The 20,260-nt window shown below is 69.0% G+C and carries 18 protein-coding genes; 9 read left to right on the forward strand and 9 right to left on the reverse strand.

The features are described 5' to 3' along the window. Positions 1–64 precede the first annotated feature (64 nt). The gene (locus tag ACYVKL_RS16725; RefSeq protein ID WP_379165759.1) at positions 65–1,540 is read left to right on the forward strand and encodes a TerD family protein; all 1,476 of its coding nucleotides are present in this window, start codon (positions 65–67) and stop codon (positions 1,538–1,540) included. Between the two features lie 4 nt (positions 1,541–1,544). Here the strand turns inward: ACYVKL_RS16725 and ACYVKL_RS16730 are convergent, their stop codons facing one another. Next, positions 1,545–2,228 carry a TetR/AcrR family transcriptional regulator gene (locus tag ACYVKL_RS16730; RefSeq protein WP_379164338.1) on the reverse strand — a complete coding sequence of 228 codons (684 nt, stop codon included), beginning with the start codon at positions 2,226–2,228 and terminating at the stop codon, positions 1,545–1,547. A 175-nt stretch (positions 2,229–2,403) separates the two neighbouring features. Here ACYVKL_RS16730 and ACYVKL_RS16735 point away from each other — a divergent pair, with 175 nt between their 5' ends. The 5 genes from ACYVKL_RS16735 to atzF all read left to right on the forward strand — a co-directional run bounded on the left by ACYVKL_RS16735 (position 2,404) and on the right by atzF (position 9,197). Next, complete coding sequence (locus ACYVKL_RS16735; RefSeq protein ID WP_379164340.1) at positions 2,404–3,960, forward strand: amino acid permease; 1,557 nt, start codon at positions 2,404–2,406, stop codon at positions 3,958–3,960. 168 nt (positions 3,961–4,128) lie between these two features. Continuing rightward, positions 4,129–4,875, forward strand: a complete 747-nt coding sequence (locus ACYVKL_RS16740) for a DUF1989 domain-containing protein (protein ID WP_379164343.1) — start codon at positions 4,129–4,131, stop codon at positions 4,873–4,875. Continuing rightward, a complete protein-coding gene (locus tag ACYVKL_RS16745; protein WP_379164346.1) occupies positions 4,872–5,492 on the forward strand; it encodes an urea amidolyase associated protein UAAP2 in 621 nt (206 codons plus the stop codon). The genes ACYVKL_RS16740 and ACYVKL_RS16745 overlap by 4 nt, the downstream gene beginning before the upstream one ends. Before the next feature lie 74 nt (positions 5,493–5,566). Next, a complete protein-coding gene (locus ACYVKL_RS16750) occupies positions 5,567–7,501 on the forward strand; it encodes a 5-oxoprolinase/urea amidolyase family protein (protein ID WP_379165760.1) in 1,935 nt (644 codons plus the stop codon). Continuing rightward, complete coding sequence (gene atzF, locus ACYVKL_RS16755; protein ID WP_379165762.1) at positions 7,461–9,197, forward strand: allophanate hydrolase; 1,737 nt, start codon at positions 7,461–7,463, stop codon at positions 9,195–9,197. The genes ACYVKL_RS16750 and atzF overlap by 41 nt, the downstream gene beginning before the upstream one ends. Positions 9,198–9,262: 65 nt before the next feature. On the opposite strand, the gene ACYVKL_RS16760 is transcribed toward atzF, so the two are convergent. Both ACYVKL_RS16760 and ACYVKL_RS16765 read right to left on the reverse strand, forming a co-directional pair. Then, complete coding sequence (locus tag ACYVKL_RS16760) at positions 9,263–10,105, reverse strand: patatin-like phospholipase family protein (RefSeq protein ID WP_379164349.1); 843 nt, start codon at positions 10,103–10,105, stop codon at positions 9,263–9,265. Between the two features lie 128 nt (positions 10,106–10,233). After that, on the reverse strand, positions 10,234–10,707 hold the full coding sequence (locus ACYVKL_RS16765; RefSeq protein WP_379164352.1) for a MarR family winged helix-turn-helix transcriptional regulator: 474 nt from the start codon (positions 10,705–10,707) through the stop codon (positions 10,234–10,236). A gap of 110 nt (positions 10,708–10,817) precedes the next feature. Between ACYVKL_RS16765 and ACYVKL_RS16770 the strand changes: the two genes are divergently transcribed. Next, positions 10,818–11,963: a GDSL-type esterase/lipase family protein gene (locus ACYVKL_RS16770; RefSeq protein ID WP_379164355.1), complete on the forward strand. Its 1,146-nt coding sequence runs from the start codon at positions 10,818–10,820 to the stop codon at positions 11,961–11,963. Here the strand turns inward: ACYVKL_RS16770 and ACYVKL_RS16775 are convergent. The 5 genes from ACYVKL_RS16775 to ACYVKL_RS16795 form a co-directional block, all read right to left on the reverse strand. Next, entirely contained in the window at positions 11,936–12,844 is a 909-nt protein-coding gene (locus ACYVKL_RS16775; protein WP_379164358.1) for a hypothetical protein, read from the reverse strand. The genes ACYVKL_RS16770 and ACYVKL_RS16775 overlap by 28 nt on opposite strands. A gap of 123 nt (positions 12,845–12,967) precedes the next feature. After that, positions 12,968–14,536, reverse strand: coding sequence for a hypothetical protein (locus tag ACYVKL_RS16780; protein ID WP_379164361.1), 1,569 nt, complete (start codon positions 14,534–14,536; stop codon positions 12,968–12,970). Beyond that, positions 14,521–15,288 (reverse strand): ABC transporter ATP-binding protein, encoded by a 768-nt coding sequence (locus tag ACYVKL_RS16785; RefSeq protein WP_213559281.1) that lies wholly within the window; start codon positions 15,286–15,288, stop codon positions 14,521–14,523. The genes ACYVKL_RS16780 and ACYVKL_RS16785 overlap by 16 nt, the downstream gene beginning before the upstream one ends. Before the next feature lie 119 nt (positions 15,289–15,407). Further along, the gene (locus tag ACYVKL_RS16790) at positions 15,408–15,857 is read right to left on the reverse strand and encodes a hypothetical protein (protein ID WP_379164364.1); all 450 of its coding nucleotides are present in this window, start codon (positions 15,855–15,857) and stop codon (positions 15,408–15,410) included. Between the two features lie 695 nt (positions 15,858–16,552). Next, on the reverse strand, positions 16,553–17,440 hold the full coding sequence (locus ACYVKL_RS16795; RefSeq protein WP_379164367.1) for an LLM class flavin-dependent oxidoreductase: 888 nt from the start codon (positions 17,438–17,440) through the stop codon (positions 16,553–16,555). A 136-nt stretch (positions 17,441–17,576) separates the two neighbouring features. On the opposite strand from ACYVKL_RS16795, the gene ACYVKL_RS16800 reads away from it, so the two are divergent. Both ACYVKL_RS16800 and ACYVKL_RS16805 read left to right on the forward strand, forming a co-directional pair. After that, the gene (locus ACYVKL_RS16800; protein ID WP_379164370.1) at positions 17,577–18,779 is read left to right on the forward strand and encodes an FAD-dependent oxidoreductase; all 1,203 of its coding nucleotides are present in this window, start codon (positions 17,577–17,579) and stop codon (positions 18,777–18,779) included. Between the two features lie 216 nt (positions 18,780–18,995). Continuing rightward, positions 18,996–19,742, forward strand: coding sequence for an RCC1 domain-containing protein (locus ACYVKL_RS16805; protein WP_379164373.1), 747 nt, complete (start codon positions 18,996–18,998; stop codon positions 19,740–19,742). Positions 19,743–19,890: 148 nt separating this feature from the next. Here ACYVKL_RS16805 and ACYVKL_RS16810 read toward each other — a convergent pair whose 3' ends face one another. Beyond that, positions 19,891–20,247, reverse strand: coding sequence for a Uma2 family endonuclease (locus ACYVKL_RS16810; RefSeq protein WP_379164376.1), 357 nt, complete (start codon positions 20,245–20,247; stop codon positions 19,891–19,893). Positions 20,248–20,260 lie beyond the last annotated feature (13 nt).

Below are 20,260 nucleotides of genomic sequence, written 5' to 3' on the forward strand. Positions count from 1 at the left end.
CATTTGCCGGTCATCAACCCCGGGACGGCGGCGAATGGAATCGGATAACTTGGAAATCGTGTCGATGATGAAGGGTTCCAACGTTCCCGTGCCGGTCCCCGAGGTTCGGATCGAACTGGGGTGGCAAGCGGGACCCGGGGTCCCCGACGCCGATGCCTCCGCGCTGCTGCTGGCCGGCGGGCGGGTCCGCTCGGACGCCGATTTCGTCTTCTACAACCAGCCGCTGCACGCCTCGGGGGCGGTCCGCCACCACGGCAAGCAGGCGGGCGCGACGGTGGTGGACGCCTTGTCGGTGGACCTGCCCCGGGTGGAGCCGCAGATCGACAGCATCGTGCTGGCAGCCTCCGCCGACGGTGGCACCTTCGCCCAATTCCGCGGCCTGCACGTGCGTTTGGTGGATGCGGGCGGCCGCGAGCTGGCCCGCTTCGACAGCACCGACGCCACCTCCGAGACCGCGTTCGTGCTGGGCGAGCTGTACCGCCGCGACGGCGGCTGGAAGTTCCGCGCGGTCGGCCAGGGCTACGCCTCCGGACTCGCGGGACTGGCAACCGATTACGGCATCACGGTCGACGAAGCGCCCGCGCCGCAGCCGATTCCGCCCCAGCCGGTAGCGCCGCCGCCCGCCCCGCAGCAACAGTTCGCGCCGCCGCCCCCGCCTCAGCAGCAATTCACACCGCCTCCTCCCCCGCAGCAATTCACCCCACAGCCGCAGCAGCAGTTCACACCTCCGCCACCGCCGCAGCAGTTCACGCCGCCGCAGCCATTCCTGCCGCCGCCCGCTCCCCCGCAGCAGCAGTTCGCACCCCCGCCGCCGAGCCAGCCGTTCACGCCCCCGCCCGCGCCGCCGCAGCAATTCGCCCCACCGCAGCAGTTCGCCGCCGCGCCGCCGCCCACGCCCCCGCAGCGGGTGAATCTGGCCAAGATCTCGCTGACCAAGGAAGCCCCGGCGGTCTCGCTCACCAAGCAGGGCGTGACCGGCGGCGTCATGCGGGTGAACCTGAACTGGTCGGTCCCGAGTTCGGGTGGTCTGTTCGGGCGCAAGCGCGCCCAGGGCGGCCTGGACCTGGATCTGTGCGCGTTCTGGGAGCTGACCGACGGCTCGCGCGGGTGTGTGAGCGCGCTGGACACCTTCGGCAATCTCACCAAACCGCCGTTCATCGCACTCGATCAGGACGACCGGACCGGCAGCAGTGCGGCGGGCGAGAACCTATCCATCAATCTCGACCACACAGCGGCGTTCCGCCGGATCCTGGTGTTCGCCTCGATCTACGAGGGCGCGCAGGATTTCCGCGGCGTGCACGCCACCGCGACCCTGTTCCCGCGCGATGCGCCGCCGATCGAGATGGAAGTCGGCGGCTGCCAGGACGATTCGCGCGAGATGGTGCTCGCGCTGATCGAGAATGTGAGCGGCGAGCTGGTGGTGCGCCGCGAGGGCCGGTTCGTGCGGCCGCCGGAGGGCCGCCGGTTCTGGGGCAAGATGGCGGTGGATCAGGCCTACGGGTGGGGCCTGAAGTGGGGCACCTCGAAGGGCAAGTCCTGATTCGTCAGCTCTGGGTCGAGGCGGCCTGGCGCGCCAGTTCGAGTGCGGCGAGCCGGGTCTCGGCCAGCGGTTCGGTCCAGCAGAGCAGCCGCAGGATGGCGTCGGGGATCAGTTGTTCGGCGTACTCGGGGGCCGCGCCCTCGTCGGAGCGCATATTGATGACCGACTCCACCAGCCGGAACGGCAGTCGTTCGGCGCCGGCCACCGCGCCCGTCCCGACTTCGGCGATGACGGCGGCGGCCAGCGTCTCGTAGTGGCCGCGCAGCTCGTCGCGCCGCTCCCGGAAGCGGGCGAAGCGTTCGCTGCGCAGCTCCGGTAGCAGGTACAGCGCACCGAGATTCCAGCGGCTGGCACACAACTGGCTGACGTCGAACCAGGCCAGCGCGTAGAGCCGCAGCACCGCCGGTTCGGCCCGTTCGGCCAGCGTGCCCGCCAATTCCAGTGGTGCGGTGACCGTTTCGGCGAGCAGCGCGTCGAGGATGTCGTCCTTGGCGGCGAAGTGGTGGTAGAGCGAGGCCTGCCGGATGCCGACGGCGTCGGCGACGGCCCGCGTGGAGGTATTGCCGTAGCCGTGGCTGGTGAACAATTCGGCGGCGGCGTCGAGGATTTCGGCACGCGGCGTCTGGCCTGCGCGCCGGCGCGGTTCGAGGCGGGGACGACCGGGTCCGAGTTGGGTCACGGAGTTCATTCTGTCCTACCGATCGCTCGACCAGGCGGGTGAGTTTCCTGTCACTTGATAGAAATACCGGCAACGCAGAAGTTACGGCGGGCCACCCATCCGATACATCGGCGTCACCGGCGGAGCGATCGCAAGCGGAAAACTTTCAAGCGATAGATATTCGCCTCGGGAAAGACTCACCGCCATGGTTGCCTCCGCCGAAGCCATCACCCCCGACCGCCCGACCAGCCTCGATACCAGCGACGACAGCGCCGATCTGGCACGCTTCGGCTATCAGCCGGTGCTGCACCGCAAGCTCGGCCGCTTCGCCTCCTTCGCCGCGGGCTTCTCCTTCGTCTCCATCCTCACCACCATCTTCCAGTTCTTCGGCTTCGGCTACTCCTTCGGAGGCGCGGCGTTCTTCTGGACCTGGCCGCTGGTCTTCGCGGGCCAGTTCCTGGTGGCGCTGAACTTCGCGGAACTGGCCGCCCGCTACCCGATCTCGGGCTGCATCTATCAGTGGTCGCGCCGGCTGGCCGGAGAGGTGGTGGGCTGGTTCGCGGGCTGGATGATGATCATCGCCCAGATCGTCACCGCCGCGGCCGCCGCCATCGCGTTGCAGGTGGTGTTGCCGACCATCTGGTCCGGCTTCCAGCTCATCGGCACCGATACCGATCTCACCTCCCGTGACGGGGCCTCGAACGCGGTGCTGCTGGGCAGCGTGCTGCTGGTCGTCACCACCCTGATCAACGTGGTCGGCATCGACTGGATGGCGCGGATCAACTCGCTGGGCGTGACCATCGAGATCATCGGCGTGATCGCGGTGATCGCGGTGTTCTTCACCCACACCGACCGCGGGCCGGGCGTGGTCACCCACACCGATCAGGCCGCGACCGGACCGTATTGGGCCGCCTTCCTGGCCTCGGGCCTGATGGCCGCCTACGTCATGGTCGGATTCGACTCCGCCGGTGAGCTTTCCGAGGAGACCCGGAACCCGCGCCACGTCGCGCCGCGCACCATCCTGTCCGCGCTGGCCGTGTCGGCGCTGGGCGGCGGGCTGATCCTGCTGGGCGCGCTGATGGCCGCCCCGAGCCTGACCGACGGCTCCCTGGCGAGCGGCGGCCTGGCGTACGTGATCGAGGCCAAGCTGTCCACCACGCCCGGCAAGGTGGTGCTGGCCTGCGTGGCCTGCGCGATCACCGTGTGCACCTTGGCGATTCAGACCGCGGGTTCGCGGCTGCTGTTCTCCATGGCCCGCGACGGCCGCCTGCCCTTCTCCAAGCAGCTCTCGACCGTGCACCCCCGCTTCGGCACCCCGGTGTGGCCCGCTGTCGCGATCGGCGTGCTCGGCATCGGCCTGCTGGTGCTGAACCTGGGCAACGCGGCCATCTTCGCGACCCTGGCCAGTGTCTGCATCGTCATGCTCTACATCGCGTACCTGCTGGTCACGGTGCCGCTGCTGCGGCGCCGGATCAAGGGCTGGCCCGCCGACGTGGCCGGTGACGCCGCGGGCACCAAGCTGTTCACGCTGGGCCGCTACGGCATCGCGATCAACGCGCTGGCCGTGGTGTGGGGTCTCGCGATGGCGGTGAACCTGGCCTGGCCGCGCAGCGCCGTCTACACCCCGAACGGCGGCGGCTGGTGGATGCTCTGGGCCGCACCGCTGTTCGTGCTGGCCACGGTGGCGGTGGGGGCGGTGGTGCACCGGCTGATGACGCCCGCGCGCGGCGTCACCGCCGAGGCCGTCCCCCAGATCGCCTGAGCAGGCGGGCATTCCGATGCTCACGCCGGCACCCGACCCACGACTGCACGGGCGACCGGAACTGGCCCTGCTGCTCGAAGACCTGCTGCGCCGCGCATACCGCCGGTGGCGCGAGCGGCGTGTCGACAGTGGCCGGATTTCCGGCGACCCCCGAGGAACGGAGTAGCAATGACCACAGCCAACACCACGGGGGCGCGGGACCACGCCCGCGCCCAGGCGGCGGCCGCCATCGGCGACGGGCCCGAGCGGCCCGCCGCTGTGGACGCCACCAGCATCACCTTCGCCCAGCGGATTCCGGCGGGCGGGTACGCGAATGTCGTGCTGGCCCGGGGCACCCGGGTGCGGTTGTCCGACCCGGACGGCGGGGCGTGCGCGCACCTGCTGCTCCTGCGGGCCGAATCGCCGTGGGAGCGACTGAATGTCGCGGATACGGTGAAGGTGCCGTGGCAGGCGTACCTCGGTGCGGGTCATCCGCTGCTGTCGGATCAGGGCCGGGTGCTGGCCACGGTGCTGACGGACACCTCGGGCCATCACGACACGCTGTGCGGACCCTCGCCCGCGGCCCGCCAGGGCTTGCGGATGGCCGGGGTCAAGCAGGGTCTCGAACCCCGCGATATCGGGCCGACGGTGTCGTTCTTCCGCGGAGTGCGCGTGGAATCCGATGGTGCGCTGACGATTACGGGCGGCTCGGGAGCGGGTGCGGCGGTCGAACTGCTCGTCCACCTGCCGGTGACGCTGCTGGTCGCCAATGCCGAACACCCGCTGGACCCCACGCCGGTGACCCCGCTGGACCTGGTGGCCTGGTCCGCGCCCGGGGACCTGGCCCTGTCCCCCAACTCGGATCCGGAATACCTGCGCGCGGTGGAGAACACCGAACAGGATTGGCACGCACGCACGCTGGAGGCACGCGCATGAGCATCACCACCACTCGCACGGTCGTCCGCGACGAGACGGTCCCCGCCCGCGCCCCCTGGTCGGCCGTCGTTCGCGCCGGGGAGCAGCTCGAGATCATCGACCTGCACGGCAATCAGGCCGTGGACTGCCTGCTCTACAACGCCGCCGATCACACCGACCGCTACAGCGCCCAGGCCACCGTCACCGCCCAGCGCAATATCTTCCTGGGCGCCGGCAGCGTCCTGCTGACCGAGTCGGGCGCCGCGCTGATGACGGTGACCGCCGACGAGGTCGGCAATCACGACACCGTGGCGGGCGCGTGCTCGCAGGAATCCAACACCCTGCGCTACGGCCACCACACCCGCCACCAGCATGCCTGCGTGGAGAACTTCCTGGCCGAGGGCCTGAAGTGGGGCTTGGGCAAGCGGGATCTGGTCTCGAACATCAACTGGTTCATGAATGTCCCGGTCGAGGCGGACGGGACGCTCGGCATCGTGGACGGCCTGTCCGCGCCGGGCAAGACCATCACCCTGCGCGCCGAGATCGACACCCTGGTGCTGGTCTCGAACTGCCCGCAGATCAACAACCCCTGCAATGGCTTCGATCCGACCCCGGTGCGCATGGTGGTGACCCGATGACCGCCGTGCTGCCCGATCTCGCGGTGACCGAGAACCCCTCCCCCGCACCGGTTTTCCGGGTCATCCGCCCGGGCATGCAGACCACCGTGCAGGACTGGCCCGGCCGGGTCGGCTACTGGCACGTGGGCGTGCCCCCGTCGGGTCCCATGGACGACCTGTCGTTCCGGCTGGGCAATCGGGCCCTCGGGAACGCGGAGGGCGCAGCCGGGCTGGAGTGCACCCTCGGCGGCCCGGCTCTGCGCTTCGACGCCGCCACCTGGGTATGCGTCACGGGCGCACCGGTCCCGGTGACCGTGAACGGCCACCCGGTGCGGCAGTGGCGCAGCGTGCTGGTGCCCGCCGGCGGAACCCTGGATGTGGGCATGGTGCGCGGGCCCGGCATGCGGTGCTACATCCTGGCGGCGGGCGGCATCGAGGTGCCCGAATACCTGGGCAGCCGTTCGACTTTCACGCTCGGCAAGTTCGGCGGCGGCACGGGTCGCGCGCTGGCGGCCGGGGACGAGTTCGAGCTCGGCCCGGCGGGCCGGGTGACGTCCGGGGTGACCGGTGACGATCAGCCCGTCCTGACCCGGCGCTGGGAACTGGCGGTCACCGAGGGACCGCACGGCGCGCCGGAGTTCTTCACCCGCAACGACTTCGACACCATCATCGGCACCGACTACGAGGTGCATTTCAACTCCGATCGGACCGGCGTGCGGCTGGTCGGACCGAAGCCGCAGTGGGCGCGGCAGGACGGCGGCGAGGCAGGACTGCATCCCTCCAACATTCACGACACCGCGTATTCCGTCGGCGCCCTGGACTTCACCGGTGACACCCCGATCCTGCTCGGCCCCGATGGCCCCAGCCTGGGCGGGTTCGTCTGCCCGGTCACCGTGGTCGCGGCGGACCGCTGGAAGCTGGGCCAGCTGACCCCGGGCGACAGCGTGCGGTTCGTGCCGGTGCGCGCGGATCGCGCCGCCTCCCTGCGCGAACTCGGGGCGGAGCGCCGGGCGGGCTGGCCGATCGTCCTGTCCAACGGCGGCGACGGCGACGACGGCGTGCTGGCTCGCCGCGACGGAGCCGACACCGGCGTCACCTACCGGCGTGCGGGCAATGACGGGCTGCTCGTCGAATACGGCGACATGACTTTGGATCTGGAGCTGCGCGCCCGCGTGCACGCCCTGCACCAGGCGCTGCTGGAACGCGCCGAACCGGGCATCACCGAACTGACGCCCGGCGTCCGGTCGCTGCAGGTGCGCAATGACCCCGATCGCCTGCCCACCCGCAAACTGCTGGACCTGCTGGCGGAGGTGGAGGCCGAGCTGCCGTCCGCCGACCAGCTGGTGGTCCCCAGCCGCACGGTGCGGCTCCCGCTGTCCTGGGACGATCCGTCCACCCGGGAGGCCATCACCCGCTACATGCACGGTGTCCGCGCCGACGCCCCGTGGTGCCCGTGGAATATCGAGTTCATCCGCCGGATGAACGGATTGGCCTCCGTGGACGAGGTTTTCGACACCGTGTTCGCCGCCGAATACCTGGTCCTCGGCCTCGGCGACGTCTACCTGGGCGCACCCGTCGCCACCCCGACCGACCCGCGGCACCGGCTGGTCACCACCAAATACAACCCGGCCCGCACCTGGACGCCGGAGAACGCGGTCGGCATCGGCGGCGCGTACCTGTGCATCTACGGCATGGAGGGGCCCGGCGGTTATCAGTTCGTCGGCCGCACCACCCAGGTGTGGAACCACCGCTCCACCGGTCTCGGCGAAGACCCGTGGCTGCTGCGCTATTTCGACCGCATCAGCTGGTATCCGGTGAGCGGCGAGGAGCTGCTGGACCTGCGCGCCGACACCGCCGCGGGCCGTGGGCGACTACTGGCGGAGGACGGCGAGTTCCGGCTCGTGGACTACCGGAAGTTCCTGGCCGACAACGCCGCCCCGATCGCCGAGTTCCGCGCCCGCCAAGCCGAGGCCTTCACCACTGAACGCAATTCCTGGCGCGAGGCGGGCGAACTCGCCGAAACCCCGTGACCCGGCACCGCCGGCCACTCCCGCGGCGGGTGCCGACACCGACACGCATCTCGCCGCACAACTGCCCCGACCCTCTCGAGGAGCTCACATGACCACGTGGATCCACCGACGTGACGAAGCCGAGGTGGACGCCGAAATCGCCTCCGCCACCGGACCGCTGGCCGGGCTGCGGCTGGCCGTCAAGGACAATGTGGACGTCGCCGGGCTGCCGACCACTGCGGCCTGCCCCGACTTCGCGTATACGCCCGATCGCGATGCGCCCGCCGTGGCGGCGCTCCGCGCGGCCGGTGCGGTGGTGGCCGGCAAGACCAACCTCGACCAGTTCGCGACCGGACTGGTGGGAACCCGCTCGCCCTACGGCGTCGTCGAGAACGCGCTGCGGCCCGGATATGTCTCGGGCGGTTCTAGTTCCGGCTCAGCCGTGGCGGTGGCGAACGGGGAGGCCGATATCGCCATCGGCACCGATACCGCGGGTTCCGGGCGCGTCCCGGCGGCGCTGCACGGGCTGGTCGGCATCAAACCGACGGTAGGCGTGATCTCCACCGAGGGCGTGGTGCCCGCTTGCCGGTCCTACGACTGTGTGACGATCTTCGCCGCCGACCTGCGGACCGCCGATCGGGCCATGGGTGCGATGGCCGCCGGCGCCCCGGGCCGCCCGTGGCCCGCCGACGCTCGGCTGGCCGCACCCCCGCAGCCGGTGGTGGCGATCTTCAGCGAGCTGCCGGATCTGGATGCGCAGTGGCACACGGCTTTCGAACGTACAGTTGCTCGGCTCCGGGATCTGGGCGCGTCCATCGTCGAGATCGACGCGACTCCGTTTCTGGCGGCCGCGAAACTCCTGTACGGCGGAGCGCTGGTGGCGGAGCGCTACGCGGCCGTCGGCGAGTTCGTCGACGCGCACCCCGAATCCGTCGACCCCACAGTCGGTTCCATCATCCGCGCCGCGCGGGATCTCCCCGCCCACCAGCTGGTCACGGACCTGGCCGCACTGGAACGCCTGCGTGCCACCGCCATGGCGAGCCTGGCCGGTGTCGACGCCCTGCTGACGCCGACCACACCGACACACCCGACCATCGCCGAGGTCGCCGCCGACCCCATCGCCGTCAATTCCCGGCTGGGCACGTACACGAACTTCTGCAACCTCTTCGACCTGTGCGCGGTGGCTGTTCCGACCGACGAGCCGCATTTCGGTGTGACCGTGCTGGCCCGCGCGTTCGAGGACGCCGTCGCCATCGATATCGCCGCCCTGATCACCGGGACGGAGTTCGAGGATTCCTGCTGGCCTGCGACCGTCGCGCCGACGCAAAACCTGGTCGTCTTCGGTGCGCACCTGCGCGGTCAGCCCCTCGAGCATCAGCTGACCACACTCGGGGCCCGCTGGCACGGCCCGGTCGAGACCGCCCCGCACTATCGTCTCGGCGCGCTCGATACGGTTCCGCCCAAACCGGCCGTCACCCGCGTCCCCGCCACCGAATCCGGTGTCGCCGTGGCCGGGGAGCGGTGGTTGCTCTCCCCCGCCGCCCTCGGCCGCTTCCTCGCGAGTCTGCCCGCCCCGATGCAGCTCGGTGCCGTCGAACTGGCCGACGGCACCTGGCACACCGGATTCGGCTGCGCCGGGGCAGCCGCCGAATCCGCCAAGGACATCAGCGAATACGGCGGCTGGAAGGCGGCGCTGGCGGCCGGGGCGGCCGGCTGAATCCAGCGGAGCCGTCGGCGCAATCAGCCAGGGTGGCCGTCTGGATCAACCGGAGTCGCTGGGAGTCAGTTCTGCCAGAGCGCGGCGATGCGGTCGGAGTCCGACTTTCCTTGGGCACGACCGGCTTCCAGTGACGGAACGCGGGTGGCGGTGTCGAGGGGGTTGAGTCCGAAGGCGGCGACGGCCGCCTCGTCGGGCGCGATCACCTCGACGCGCGCGCCGGCCGCGACCAGTCCCGCCACCTGCGCCTCGAGCTCCTCGTCCGGCATCGGCGCGATCACCAGGACCCGCGCGTAGCCGGTGGCCAGGTCGGCGTTCACCGAGGTCCGGACGCCGCCATCGGTGTAGCGGACGCCGTCGATGGTGGCGCACGGCCACACCATGGGGACGGCCGAGCTGGCGGTCACCGCGTCGACCAGCGGGACGCCGGAGTCCTTGTCGAAGATCCGCGGTTCACCGGTCTCGGCGTTCACCGCCGTGATCCGCAGCTTTCGTGCGGGCCACTCGTGCACGGGTAGCCGGGTCTCGATGACGGCCCGGCGCTCGGGCTCGGAAACGGTCTCGGCGCTCAGGGCCAGCGCCCCGATCCGCTGCCGCCGCTCGGGCGAATCGCCCTGCGTCTCTTCGATGATCGCCGTCATCGTCTCCCACAGTCCGGCGAACTTCTCCATCGACGGCACGATCTCCCGGCTCTGCACGGCCGGATCCACCTGTCGCCTGACCAGTTCCGCGATCCCGACCCCACTGCTCACCTGTGCGGCCACGTTCGACCCCGCCGAGGTGCCGAGCAGCAGGTCGGCCCCGGTCACATCCACGCCCGCATCGGCCAGCCCCGCGACGATCCCGGTCGCCCAGGAAATCCCCGCCACTCCACCGCCGCCGATGACCAGCGCACGTTCCGTCGTCATTCCGCTCCCGCTTTCTCACTGCCGTGAAACACACCCTGCGGTTCGAAAACTACCGGCTGTCCGGCCAATTCGATGGATGTAGGACCGAGTTCGCCGCCGCCGAGGCCGTGACCACCATGGGCGATCGATCAGTCCGAGATCTGGGTGGCCTCGGCGTTGGTGGCGTCGCGGATGACACGCAGGCTCGCGGTGAGGTCTTCGAGCTGGGCGGGGGTCAGCAGGCCGGTGAACCAGCGATCCACGTCGGCGAGGTAGGCGGGCAGGACCCGCGCCACGCGAGTAGCCCCGGCGGCGGTCAGGACGGCGTAGGAGCTGCGGCGGTCGGCCGGGTCGGCCTCGCGGCGGACGAAGCCGTTGCGTTCCAGGCGGTCCACCAGGCGGGTGACGCCACTGGTGGACAGGCTGGTCTGGGCGGCCAGGTCGGTCATCCGCAGTTTGCGTCCGGGCGAGCGACTCAGACGCATCAGGGCATTCAGGTCGAGACCGGAGAGTCCATTGCGCTTCCAGGTCTCCTCGAGCTTCGCGAGGAGCCCGGCGTGGGCCTCGTAGAGCAGACCGATGGAGGTCAGCCGGGGGTCGTCGAAGAGTTGCTTGGGATCCACACCCACCAGCGTAAACCAGACGTTTTCGATGCGGATAGTTGACACGCGGAACATTTGGGATATCTTGTTGTCAGCGCAATATTCCGCACCGCAACTAAATGGAGGTTCTCATGACGACACAGCACTGGACAGCGGGATACCGTGCGCCGCTGGTGAATCCGGCCGAAGCGATCAAGCTGGCCGAGCCGCGCACCTTCGCCGACCAGACGGTCCGGCAGGTGGTGCGGGTGGCCGGCGGCGGCTCGGCGCTGCGGGTGGTTCTCACCAACCGGTACGGCACGGAGGAGCTGGTGATCGGCGCGGCCCGGATCGCGGTGCGCAAGATGGGCGGCGAGATCGTGGCCGAGACGGATAAGGAGGTGCGGTTCGCGGAGTCTGCATCCGTCCGGATCCCGGCGGGCGCCGATCTCGTCAGCGATCCGGTCGAACTGCCGGTCGAGGCCGGAACCGAGCTGGCGTTGAGCGTGTACCTGCCGGAGTCGGCGACGCCCGCCTTCTCCCAGTTCCCCATGGACAGCAGCTGGATCAGCACCGGCGATCGGACGGGCGACGCTGCACCGTCCGATGCCGAGGAGACCGCGTCGCGGTTCTTCCTCACCGGAATCGACGTCGCTGTCGACTCCGACGCTCCGGTGCTGGTGGCCTTCGGCGACTCGTGGTTCGAGGGCTTCGGCTCCACCCACGCCGGCAACCGGCGCTCGGTGGACGTCGTCAACGAGCGGCTGACCGCCGGATGGGCGGTCAACCAGGGCATCGGCGGCAACCGGCTGCTCACCGACGAGATCGGCGAGCACGGCCTGGCCCGGTTCGAGCGCGACGTCCTGTCGGTGCCGGGCGTGACGGCCGTGTGGGTCAACTTCGGCATCAACGACCTGATCCTGGCCGGCACCGCGACCGCCGACGACCTGATCGCCGGGTTCACCGCCCTGGCCGCCCGGGCCCACGCGGCCGGACTTCCGGTGTACGCCAACACCATCGGGCCGTTCGCCGGGGCGATCTACCCGGGCCTGTCCCTGGCGGAGGGCATTCCGGTGCGCAATGCCGTGAACGCCTGGCTGCGCTCGACCGACGTGTTCGACGCGGTCTTCGATGTGGCCGCCGCGGTGGCGGATCCGGCGCGACCGGACTTCATCCGGCCCGAATTCGACAGTGACGGTATGCATCTCAACGACCAGGGTGCGCGGGCGATGGCGGGGGCGGTGGATCTCACCGTGCTGCCGGAAGCATTTCAGGGCAACCGCGGTCCGGCGGCCTGATCCTGCCGGAGTCCGGCGGCCCACAGGTCGTCGGCGACGTCCCGACCGAGCCGGACGCCACCGATGTGCTGCGACAGGTCCGCGCGACCGCGCCCAGCGGTGGCGCCGCAGTCGAGTTCTCCGGAGACGAAACCCAGTCCGTCGGTGAGGGTGTCGGGGCCCTCGGCGGCGACGTCGTAGTAGCGGCGGATGGTTTGGAAGGCCGCACCACCGAAGGCGGCGTGCGCCGAGGGGTAGGACGGATCGTCCTGGCACAGGATCGCGGCGTCCGCGAGGGCAGTGTTGACCAGGGCGAACAGCCGGGCGTTCTGTTCCACATCATTGCGCTGGGTGACAGCGAACTCGCGGGTGATCAGGTTGTACAGCGACGGGGAACCGAGCTGCCCGGACCCGTCGCAGGCGTGGAACAAGGAGCTGGGATCGCCGGCCCGCGGCGGCGGATCCGCGGTGTAGCGCTTGGTGACCGCGAAGCAGCCGGGGCCGGGATCCCCGGCGCGGTCCTTCAGGATCGCTCGGGCGACGGTCTGGCCCTGGCTGCCACCACTGCGGGTTCCCGGCCCGCGCAGTCCCGCTGTGCGCAAAGCCTTGTCGAGCCGGGTGGTCTGGGCGGGGTAGAGCGCGGACAGGGTGGTGTGGGCGGCGACCGCGATGGCGGCGTCGGGCAGGGCGCCGGCGGCCGCCACCGGTGGCGCGGTCAGCCAGGTGCCGTGCGGTGCACCGAAAATGCTGAAGATGGCGTCGTGCATGGCCAGGTGCACGATGGCCAGGGCGCGGGACCTGCCGATCGGACCGCGGGGTCGCGGTTCCACGGGTTCGATCTCGGTGTGCGCCTTGCGGTCCGACTCCAGCGCCACCGCGTTCCAATACAGGATTTGATCCACTTTTCGCTGTCTCCCAGTGATTCGAGCCTGGGATCCAGCCTGCGGATCGCGTGTCCGGATTGCCGCAGTAGTGCGCTACCCGATTTCGGGAGTGTGATCGGTCCCGGTGCGAGTAGCGGCGGGTCAGCGCGGCTTCACCTCGGCCAGCAGTTCGGGGCCCCGGGCCGCCAATCGGGTGGTCGCCAATCGGATTCCGAGGAGCGCGGCGAAAATGCCGAGCAGCACGCCGATCGGCAGCGCGGCCCATTGGATCAGCGGATTGTGCAGGGCCGCACCGATTCCCAGGATCGCCAGCACGGGGGCCGTGGCCAGCAACTGGACCACGCCGACCGCCAACTGCATGAGCATCTTCATGCAGCCGGGGTTGCCGGTGCCGGCGAAGGGGTTGCCGCGCTGCGGCGGCAGCGCGAAGGCGGCATGCGTGGACAGGTACACCACGGCCCCCATACCCACGCCGAACAGCACCGGAAGTGTCGACAGCGCCCAGGGATAGAGCTGGGTCCGCCCCAGCGCGCCGGGCAGGATGAGGGTCGCGAGCAGTGCGAGGGGTGCGACCAGCAGCGCCCAGGCGTAGGCCCGGCCGCGCACGTCCGCGCGTGCCGCGCCGGGCGTCACCAGCGTTTGCCAGACCGCGGTGCCGTCGAATCCGTACAGGTTGGTGCTGGACATGGTGGCCAGCCACACCACGAAAGCGCCGGAGAACGGGATGGTTCCGCTACCGCCGGCGCGGACGGACAGGAAGATCGGCAGTACGAAGCCGATGATCAGCAGCGGGATCAGGGCGGCGCGGCGGCGGCCGTCGCGCCACCAGGTGCGGAGTTCCTTGGCGACCACCACGCCGACCGGGGTGGTGGGCAGGAAGCGGTCGAGCAGCCCGCCGCCGCTGTCGAGCACCTGGCTCTCCGGGGCGGCCGGGGTGGTGAGGCGACGTTCCAGCAGGACCGCCCACGACTGCCACAGCACCAGGGACAGCAGCGCCAGACCCAGCAGCGGCACCAGTGCGAGCAGGTAGTTGCCGCGAGCGGCGGCTTCGACCGCGTACGGAGCCCAGCCCGAGGGCACGGAACGCAACGCGACCGACAGGCCGCCGTGGTCGCCGTCCAGCTTCGGGCCGATCGTCGAGATCAGCAGGTTGAGTGGGTAATACGCCAAGCCGATGAGCGCCGCGAACAGCACGCCGAGATCCTTGCCGCGCCGCGAGCGCATGGCCGCGCCCAGCCAGGCCACCACCGTGCGGGCCAGCAGCACCACGAACACGAGCTGCAGCACCACCCCGAGGGCCGCGATTATCGTTGCGCCCCAACCGATCTGCGCGGCGAGCAGGACCAGTCCACCGAAGGCGATCAGGTTGACGATGGGTGCGGGTCCCACGAAGGCGGCGGCTCCGAGCCCGTAGGCCAGTTGCCGGGGTGGCAACGGCAGCAACCGGAATTGTTCGGGTTGCAGGGTTTCGTCGCTGCTACCGGTGAGGACCGGCCCGCAGATCCAGCCCAGCGTCCACGCCCCGTACAGCGCGGCCGCGATGGTCACTCCCCCGTGCACGGTCTCGTGCGCGGTGGCGATGATCAGTGCGGTGGCGATCGCCGCCAGCACCCCGAACAGCGTGCCGAGCCAGAAGTTCAGGGCCGCACGGCCTTCCCGCATGCTGCGCGCGGTGATGCGCAGCCGCATCCGGATCAGGACGCCAACCACGACAGCCCCTCCTCGCCGCCGACGCGTCCGCCGACGAGCCGCACGAACGCCTCCTCGAGGGTCCCGTCGCCGCGCACCTCGGCGAGCGTCCCGCCCGCCACCACGCGGCCCCGGCTGATCACGGCCACCCGATCGCAGATCGATTCCACCAGTGCCATCACATGACTGGACAGCACCACCGACCCGCCCGCGGCCACGAACCGCTGCAGGATCGTCCGAATGGTCCCCGCCGACACCGGATCCACCGCCTCGAACGGCTCGTCCAGCACCAGCAGCTTCGGCGCGTGCAACAACGCGGTGGCCAGCCCGATCTTCTTCCGCATACCGGCCGAATAATCCACCACCACAGTGTTTTCCGCGCCGTCCAGCTCGAGCACATGCAGCAGCTCGTCGGCCCGCCCCACCACGGTCGCCTTGTCCATCCCGCGCAGCAACCCGGTGAAGTTCAACAGTTCCCGCCCGGTGAGCCGCTCCGGCAGCGCCAACCCATCCGGCAGCACCCCGACCACGCTCTTCGCCTTGACCGGATCCGCCCACACTTCGTGCCCGAAGATCCGCGCCGCCCCATGATCGGGCCGCAACAATCCCACCGCCATGGACAAGGTGGTGGTCTTACCCGCGCCATTCGGCCCGACCAGCCCGAAGAAGGATCCCGGCGGCACGGCCAGGCTCACCCCCTCGACCACCCAGGGTCCCCCGAACTTCTTGTACAGCCCATCCAGCTCGAGCGCCAACTGCCCATCGGTGGTCACAGCCCCTCCTTCGAGCGCCCCCACGGCGCACAGCCCACGATACGGTCGAACCCGCTGTTCAACGAGTTATCGCGATCCAGCTCCCCCATGCAACCTGTGCCGGCCGGCGCCGATGTCGATCAGTCCTTCCCTTGGCGGAAACTGAGTAGGGATCTGCGCAGACCGCTGAACGCGTAGGCGGCCGCCCACACCGAAATCACAATGAGGACAACGAACATCGGTAGCCAGCTGCTCGTATTGTGATCAACGCTCCACCAGACCGCCGTAAACAGAATCGCGCTGACAAACAGCAGGATGTCGCGCAAGCCGCCGCGATAGGAGGCGGCCGCTCTGCGCAGTGGCCGGTATCGATTGACGGTCGCGACCAAGTCGTCGATGCGACTGTCGATGCTCCGTTGGAGCTCGGCGCGCCGTTCGACCTCCTCCGGAGGTATGCGGTCCAGTAGTTCCATATCCTGCTTGATCGTCTTGCGGACGTCCGGGCCCTTCAGATATCCCGCGGCCGCACCGAGAGCCAATCCACCAGCGATGGGTGCGATCCCCACGGCAAGGTCAACCAGAGCGGGCATGCTTGCGTCTCCTCAGCCACCCAATCGATATCGCGGCATCGCCGAACCTACGAATGAGGTCCTCAGCCCCTACCAGACTCTGCCCGATCAGAGCTAACCTCAATTATCGTCCTTTTCTGATCATGCGGAAAAGGATGCGGCTTCGGTCTCAGTATGCGTACCGGAGCCCGCCAGGTCGACGTGGTCGTGACAGTGCCTGGCGCCGGGCCATTCCGTACAGGCTCTGGTTCGGCAATCTTCATCGTGTGGCTATCGCTCGCCATGCAGGACCATGACAACTGGTCGGGGTGGGCGGCGAAGCGAACGACAGCAGTCGAACCAAGGTCTGCGGTCGCCGATTTCGCCACTCAATCACCACAAGGAACAAACATGTCCAGCAAACTAATCAAGTTCGTGGCCGCAACCGCTATCGCCTTGCCGCTCGGCGCTATCGCAGCTCCGGTAGCTTCGGCCGCCCCCAGTGCGACTTCGACATCGACCGCGGTTACCCCAGTCGATGGATCACTCGCCATCTGCTTCCCCCTGGGCAGTGTGGTCTGGTGCATCTGAGACCACTGTCTGACGTCTGAGTACGGTTGGAAAGGGGCTGCCAGGATACTGTGACACCCCCGCCCCTACCTGGGGCTGGGGCTTCGACAATTCAGCGACCGTCGAACGGTAATACGCCTTCTCGCCATGTTTCCGTTCCTCGGACGTCAGGAGCGTGCGGCCACCACCTCGGTCGCCACCTCGAGGAAGTTCGGGTCGGTGACGGCCGGGACCAGGATGAACTCGTCGCACCCGGCCTGCTCGGCGCCATCGAGAATGTCGGCGAGCACCTCGGGACTCGATGCCCGCGCCGAGGTGGCGACCATCTCGGCCAGCTTCGGTCCGAGGAAGCCGAGGTAGTGAGCGGTGAAGGAGCGCAACGCTTCTGATGCGTCGGTGACGCCCAGGGCGGTGAAGCAGCCGCTCACCTTGCGCGGGGTCGTCACCCGACCGGCCTCGGCCCAGCAACGGTCCGCGAGCTCGCTTGCTTTGGCGATTTCGTCGGCGTCGCCCGCGACGCTGAAGCCGGAGATGCCGTCGGCCCACCGCGCCGCCCGGCGCATCGCCTTCGGACCCATCGCACCGGCGAGGATGATCGGTCCACCCGGCTGCACGCATGCCGGCCCGACCGGGTCCGCGCCGTCGAACGGCGGCTTGCCGTCGAGCAGCGCTTTCAGCTCGGCGACCTTGTCATCGAGCTGCTGGTGCCGTCGCGTGAAATCGGCGCCGAGAGCGCGGTAATCGTGCTCGCGACCGCCGACGCCGACGGCCACCTCGAGGCGGCCGTTCGCGAGTTGGTCGAGCGTGCCGATCTGCTGGGCGACCATCGCCACCGGGTGCTGTGGAAGCACAAAGAGATTCGCCAAAACCTGCACCCGCTCCGTCACCGCCGCGCAGGCGCCCAGCGTCGCGACCATCTCCGGATTCGAAAACGTCACCCGCTCCCCCACCGAGACGCTCGAGAACGGGCCCGCGTCGATTCGCCGGGCCCAGTCGAGCGTCGTACCCGGTCCGTACCCGGGAGCCATCTGCGGAAGCGCAACACCGATCTTCATGTGGTGACCTTCTCACACCCACGCGACCATGCGTCAACTAGTAGTTGACGATTTACTTCAAGTCAACTACTAGTTGACGATATGGCGATGGTTCGTGGATGGCTTTCGCCGACAACACATCGACCCAGGAGTCGCGATGGAAGCTTTCGAAAGCGCTGCACCCCGGTATGCCGAGGCATCGGGCAGGCGAGCGCTGATCGTCGGTGCCGGTATCGCCGGTTTGGCTGCCGCGTTGCGACTGCATCAGCAAGGCTGGGACGTGGTGGTGGTCGAACGCGCGCCGAGCCGTCGCAGCAGCGGTTACCTACTGAACCTGCACGGCCCCGGATATGCCGCCGCCGAGCGGCTCGGGCTGGTACCGGCGCTGACTCGGCGTGATATCGGGTTCTTCACCTCGGTGCTCGTCCACGCGGATGGCCGCGAAAAGCTCAGGATCCCAGCCGATGTCACCGAGGCCGCTGTCGGGAAACGGGCACTGAGCTTGTTCCGCGGCGACTTGGAGTCCGCACTGTACGACGCCGTGGCCGACTTCGCCGATATTCGTTTCGGCACCACCCTGCAGGCAATAGCCCAGGCCCCCGGGGAAGTCGTGGTCACCCTCGACGACGGCACCCGCCTGCACGGAGAACTCCTCGTCGGCGCCGACGGCGTGCACTCCCGAGTCCGCGAGCTCGTATTCGGCGCCGAGCCAGAATATTTCGTAGACCTGGGCCACATGGTCGGCGCATTCCCGCTGCAAACCGTTCCCGAACACATTCCCGAAGGCCTCGGCACCACCTATATCGGCCCCGGCCGCACGGCCGCGGTGATGAACCTGGGACCGGAACGGTCTTCGGCATTCTTCACTTACCGTTCCCCCGACCCGCAGGCCGAACTTAGTCTCGACGCCGGTCCCGCCCTTACCCGAGCGTTCGGGGATCTCGGAGGCGGTGTCGCCGAAGCCCTCCACCAATTCGACCCCGCCACCGTCTATTTCGACTCGGTCGGCCAAATCGTGATGGACCGCTGGAGCCGCGACCGAGTCGTTCTGCTCGGCGACGCAGCCTGGTGCGTAACGGTATTCGCCGGCTACGGCGCCGCCCTCGCCCTCGACGGCGCCGACCGGCTCGGCACCACGCTAGCGGCACACGGCGACGACATTCCCGCCGCCCTCGACGCCTGGGAAACGTCATTGCGCCCGGAAGTACACAAACGACAAGCACTGGCCCGGAAAGGAATCAGCCGATTCGCCCCGCCATCACGCACACACGTGTGGGCGGGTGAACTCATGCTCCGCGCCATCCAACTCCCCGGCATCCGCACCCTGGTCCGACGCTCCATCCAACGAGCCAACAACTGATCACGCACGCCCTGGAATGCCGCACACCGCACTGACCGAACCGGCCGGTGTGGGGCGCCTCCTGATAACAGGGTGCCAGCTAACCTTGCTCCGGGAGAACTACGAAGCAGGAGTTCACAATTGGCCGCAATTGCCGCCGGCAGACGTCATTCGGTCGGTCGCCGCTCAGACGGTGGCGTCATCGCGGCGGGCCATGGCGCGGCTGGGGAGTGCGACGTGCACGAATGGCGAGACGTTATCGCCGTGGCGGCGGGCAACGTGCACACCGCCGCGAACACTGGCAGATCGCATACTGTCGGCCTCCGAGTAGACGGAACCGTGGTGGCAACGGGCTGGAACGGTGACGGGCAGTGCGAGGTGCGAGATTGGAGCGATATCACCGCCATCTCTGCAGGCTGGCGCCGCACGCTCGGCATACGCGTGAACGGCACCGTGGTGTTCGCTGGACGAAACGTCGAGCAACAGTGCGAAGTCGGGGATTGGCGTGAGATCGTCGCGCTCGGATGCGGCGACTGGCACTCTGTCGGAGTCCGGGCAGACGGAACCGCGGTCGCCGTCGGCAACAACCGCGGGGGACAGTGCAATGTCGGTGAGTGGCGCGGCCTGGCCGACATCACGGCGGGGTACCTGCACACGGTTGGACTCAGAGCCGATGGCACGGTGGTCGCGGCGGGGCGCCGCGCATCAGGCGCGCGCGATGTCGACGAGTGGGCCGACATCACCTCGGTGGCTGCAGGGAGCTACCACACCGTCGGCCTGCTCGCGAGCGGCACGGTCCTTGCGGTAGGGGACAACACGCAAGGCCAGTGCGACGTTCGCGGGTGGCATGACATCGTCGCCATCGCGGCGGGATCGACCCACACCCTAGGACTCCGCGTCGACGGCACAGTCGTCGCGGCAGGGAACGATGCGGACGGACAATGCGATGTCGATCGGTGGCAAAGCGTTCAATCGCCTGGGTGACGGCGTTCCATTCGCGGACCGGTCTCCTACGTACGGAACAGGTTCCTGCCAACGTCCTATAACGCCGAGTGTGGTGCCGCCGCAACGGCGATACTTCATTGCTCGCCGACCGGGCCTGCGTCTACGGTCGTCCGCGTGCAGCGCACTGTCACCATCGGCGACATTCGCCGGGCAATTGGCCCTTGAATCGACTGGTCTCCAGCCGCCAATAATTTGGGATGCCTCCCTCCGCATAGAGGTCCGGCTTTATCCGGCGATCCATCGCGGCCGTTGAGCGAGAGACCACCTCGACCGCCAGTTGGATCTGGGCCGCGGAGATGCCGTGGGCATCCAAGGGAATGTTGCCGATTCCGACGACGAGGTCTGGGATCGGTTCGTCCTCGCCGATCAGGACTCCGACTCCGGGAGCACGAAACTCCCCTCTGGTACGGCAATTTCGAGAATGCTGCCCAGTCTCATGACAAGCAGATGACTCGCCGGTGACGAACGGTTGGGCGTTCGTCACCGGCGAGTTGCCG

The sequence above is a fragment of the Nocardia tengchongensis genome (genome assembly GCF_054781395.1).

Bases quoted from the DNA above. Each gene is read 5' to 3' on its own strand.
- ACYVKL_RS16725 (WP_379165759.1), top strand. From the start codon at position 65: ATGATGAAGGGTTCCAACGTTCCCGTGCCGGTCCCCGAGGTTCGGATC.
- ACYVKL_RS16795 (WP_379164367.1), bottom strand. From the start codon at position 17,440: ATGAAGATCGGTGTTGCGCTTCCGCAGATGGCTCCCGGGTACGGACCG.
- ACYVKL_RS16740 (WP_379164343.1), top strand. From the start codon at position 4,129: ATGACCACAGCCAACACCACGGGGGCGCGGGACCACGCCCGCGCCCAG.
- ACYVKL_RS16750 (WP_379165760.1), top strand. From the start codon at position 5,567: ATGCAGACCACCGTGCAGGACTGGCCCGGCCGGGTCGGCTACTGGCAC.
- ACYVKL_RS16760 (WP_379164349.1), bottom strand. From the start codon at position 10,105: ATGACGACGGAACGTGCGCTGGTCATCGGCGGCGGTGGAGTGGCGGGG.
- ACYVKL_RS16730 (WP_379164338.1), bottom strand. From the start codon at position 2,228: ATGAACTCCGTGACCCAACTCGGACCCGGTCGTCCCCGCCTCGAACCG.
- ACYVKL_RS16735 (WP_379164340.1), top strand. From the start codon at position 2,404: ATGGTTGCCTCCGCCGAAGCCATCACCCCCGACCGCCCGACCAGCCTC.
- ACYVKL_RS16770 (WP_379164355.1), top strand. From the start codon at position 10,818: ATGACGACACAGCACTGGACAGCGGGATACCGTGCGCCGCTGGTGAAT.
- ACYVKL_RS16800 (WP_379164370.1), top strand. From the start codon at position 17,577: ATGGAAGCTTTCGAAAGCGCTGCACCCCGGTATGCCGAGGCATCGGGC.
- ACYVKL_RS16790 (WP_379164364.1), bottom strand. From the start codon at position 15,857: ATGCCCGCTCTGGTTGACCTTGCCGTGGGGATCGCACCCATCGCTGGT.
- ACYVKL_RS16745 (WP_379164346.1), top strand. From the start codon at position 4,872: ATGAGCATCACCACCACTCGCACGGTCGTCCGCGACGAGACGGTCCCC.